This is a genomic window from Xanthobacter autotrophicus, from assembly GCF_030015065.1.
Taxonomy (GTDB): Bacteria; Pseudomonadota; Alphaproteobacteria; order Rhizobiales; family Xanthobacteraceae; genus Xanthobacter; species Xanthobacter autotrophicus_D.
The window spans coordinates 1-3526 of record NZ_JAIVFN010000212.1 but is presented as its reverse complement, the minus strand read 5'-3'; the positions used below and the strand labels follow the sequence as shown (position 1 = coordinate 3526).

At 68.4% G+C, this 3526-nt stretch carries 1 protein-coding gene and 1 pseudogene; both read right to left on the bottom strand.

The features are described from left to right. Nucleotides 1-476 (bottom strand): annotated as a pseudogene (locus K9U40_RS22330) (hypothetical protein); the annotation flags it as partial. 609 nt (nucleotides 477-1085) lie between these two features. Then, on the bottom strand, nucleotides 1086-2906 hold the full coding sequence (locus K9U40_RS22325) for an extracellular solute-binding protein (protein ID WP_282892302.1): 1821 nt from the start codon (nucleotides 2904-2906) through the stop codon (nucleotides 1086-1088). Nucleotides 2907-3526 lie beyond the last annotated feature (620 nt).

Sequence of the window (3526 nt, the reverse complement as noted above, 5' to 3'; positions counted from 1 at the left end):
GCCGGAGCGGGTTCGGCCGGGGCAGGGCTTGCGGCCGCCATCTGCACGGTTCCGGCGGATTGCGGCGGGACGGCCGGCGCGGACGATGAGGGCGCGCCGAGAATGGAGGCGACCTTGGTCGCCATCTGCGCATGCCCGCGCTCCACCGTCTTCAGGGCCGGGGGCTGCTGCGCCGGGGCCGGCTGCGGGCTTGCACTCGTGGACGAGGCCGGGATGCCGGAGCCGATGGCATGGTAGGCGACCAGCCCGCCCATGCCCAGGATGAGGACGGAGGCGGACGTGGCCAGCGCGCGCCAGAGCAGCAGCCCGTCGGCGGCCTTGCGGCGGGGCGGGCGCAAGCGGGCGCCTGTGCCGATGCGGGGACGGGCGTCATCACGCCGGTTGTGGGAAACCTCGAAGGCGTCTTCCGGATCGAAATCCCGGAAGTCGTCCTGGAGACCGCTGGAGCGGTGCTGGGCGTATCCTAGGCCAGCCATACGATATACCTCCCGCCAAGCCGTCTGCGCCGGAAGAAGGCAGAGGCTCGTGGATCCCTTTCCATGGACCTATCGTCCGCGCCGGAGCCTCATCGGAAGCTTCTCGGCATGACGCCTGGGCGGTGTCGCCATTCAGGCTTGAACCTGCGTGGCGCCCGCTTCGGCCGCGGAGCGTAGGCCTTCTTCCTCCCTCGTTCCGGCAAGATCACCTGAAGGCACCACCTGAACAGGCATTACCTTTTTAAACGGTGCCGCTTTACAAGGCATGCACCTGCAAAGCGCAGCGAGCCTGGCGATCAAATGCGGCCGATATGTGCCCATGCGGTAGCCGGGGGTAACTCTTGGACCGCTTCCAGTCTGGCGATCCCGCGTTCTGAGCCGCCGGCCACCACTGCCGGCCCCTCGCGTGTGGTGTTGAGATGCCACCGCCAAGGACGGGGCACCCGGCGCGTTTCCGAGCGGGGTGGGTACCGGTTCGCTTGAGGAAGGCGTGTCAGCACAAGAATTTAGGGCGATTGCCGTGAGCCGGGGCGAACCGGTAGCGCTCTCAATTCAAGAAAGAGAACGCGTTGCCCGATCAGCTTGCGATGCAAGTTGATCGCGCGTGCTCTAACGGCCGGGCACGCGCCACCAGGTCTCCGGCAGGGTGCCGTAGAGGGAGGCGCGCCGGGGCCGCTCGATCCGGGTCCAGCGGGCCAGCCACTGGCCGGGCGTGTGGAACAGCGGCACCCCATAGGCGCCGGAGACCAGCACCCGGTCGAGGGCGCGGGCTGCCGCAACGTAATCGTCCTCGTCGCGGGCCGCCAACAAGGCGGCGATGGCGGCATCGACGGCCGGGGATTTCGCGCCCATATAGTTGCGCGTGCCCGGCGTGTCGGCGGCGGCCGAGCCGAAATAGAAGGCCTGCTCGTTGCCGGGCGAGAGCGACTGGCCCCAGGCATAGGGCATCATGTCGAAGTCGTAGGCGCCCCGCCGTGCATCGAACTGCACCGCATCCACATACCTCACCTGCGCGGCGATGCCCGCCCGCTTCAGCTGGCCCTGATAGGCGAGGGCAAGGCGCTCCATCTCCCGGGTGGCCACCATGATCTCGAAGGCGAAGGGGCGGCCGGTCTCCCGATTCACCAGCGCCCCCTGCCGCAGCATCCACCCGGCCTTGTCGAGGAGGTATAATGCAGCCTTTAGGCGCTCCCGGTCGCGGCCGGAGCCGTCCGAGACCGGGGGGCGGAAAGTGCCGGCCAGCACATCCGGCACCACGGCGTCGGGGAAGGGGGCGAGCAGCGCGCGCTCGCGGGCATCCGCCGGCCGTCCCGAACTCGAAAGCGCCGAACCTTCGAAGAAGCTCGACGTCCGCTGGTAGAGGCCGTGGTAGAAATTCTTGTCGAGCCACTCGAAATCGAACAGCTCGATCAGCGCCTCTCGCACCCGGCGATCGGCGAACAGCGGGCGCCGGGTATTGAAGACGAAGGCGGAATAAGGCTTTGGCGTTCCAGTGGGAATCACTTCCCGCACCACCTCGCCCGAGCGCGCGGCGGGGAAGTCGTATCCCGTCTCCCAGCGCCCGGGGTCGCCCTCGAAGCGGGCATCGACCAGGCCCTTCTTGAAGGCCTCGAACTCGGTGTTGGCGTCCCTGAAGTAGAAGTAGCGGATCCTGTCGAAGTTATGGAGACCTCGGTTGAAGGGCAGGGCCCGCCCCCAATAGTCCCGGTTGCGCTCCAGCGTGATCGAGGCCCCCGCATCCACCGCCCCGATCCGGTAGGGTCCGGAGCCGATCAGGGGCGTGAGCGTGGTCTCCTCGAAGCGGTCGCGGTCGATGCTCGCCTGCCTGAACACGGGCATGAGGCCCATGATCAGGGGCAGCTCGGGGTCGGGCTCGATGAAGGTGAAGCGGACGGTGTGGGCGTCCGGCGCCTCGGCCCTGGCGATTTTTCCGTAATAAAGACGGTGGTTTGGCCGTCCCATGTCGCGCATGAGCGCGAACGAGAACAGTACGTCGTCGGTGGTGACGGGGGCGCCGTCGGAGAAGCGGGCAGCGGGGTCGATCTCGAAGGCGACGAAGCTGCGTTCGGCGTCGGTGGTCACGGTCCGCGCCAGCAGCGGGTAGAGCGTGAACGGCTCGTCGAGGGAGCGCGCCATCAGGCTCTCAATCACCGTGTTGCGGATGAAGAGCGGCGCGGAACCCTTGACGATGAAAGGGTTTAGGCTGTCGAAGGTGCCCAGCAGCGACAATTCCAGCTGCCCGCCCTGGGGCGCTTGCGGGTTCGCATAGGGCAGTCCGGCGAAGGTCGCCGGCAGGTCCGGCTCGCCGCGCATGGCGATGGCCGGCGCCCGGTCCAGCGCCTGCCCCCGCGCCGCGGCGGGCGCCACGGCCAGCAGCGCGCCGAGGAGCGCGGGACCGAGCCGCCGTCGCAGGTTGAAACTGCTCCTCATGACGCCTTCCCAGCTTTCCACCCGGCTTTCCGCCGCCGGTCCTGGAGCATGCATCGTTCACGCGGGACCGTGGGACATGCTCCATGTTATTGGCGTTGAAAGCATTTTCCTCGGATGAGCCGTGAGCTGCCGCGCTCGGCGCCGCTCCTTGCCCATCGTGCCCGGCCCATCATGCATGCGCGGCGGTTCACGAATCGTATGGACCCCCGCGATCGAGAGCGCAGCACATTTCGCGGTTCAAAACGCCCCATCGGCCGTGTGTTGGCCTTATTCCTCGGCAAGGTAGCACAGGCTGCCCCGATCCCGTCAGCGGGCCGGGCGTGCGTGCCTGTCGTGCATGTCCTGCGCGCAGCTTCGGGCCGTCACCTTCTCGCCTCAATTGGGCTTGAGAGAGCCGGTGTCCGAGAGAGGGGGAGCGGGGGCTCCGGCCCCAGCGCGTGCGCGGCCGGAGCCCCGGCGGCTAAGACCACAGGAAAGGCCTCGATGACCATGACCAAATCCAACGCGCGGCTCACGGCCGGGGTTGCCGCCACGCTGCTCGCTGTGGCGTTCGCCGGCCCGGCCTTCTCCCAGACCCCGCCGGCCCAGCCGGCGCCGGCGGCCAAGCCGGCCCCCAAGCC

Excerpts from the sequence above, each read along its gene's own strand:
- K9U40_RS22325 (WP_282892302.1), bottom strand. The coding sequence starts at position 2,906 with ATGAGGAGCAGTTTCAACCTGCGACGGCGGCTCGGTCCCGCGCTCCTC.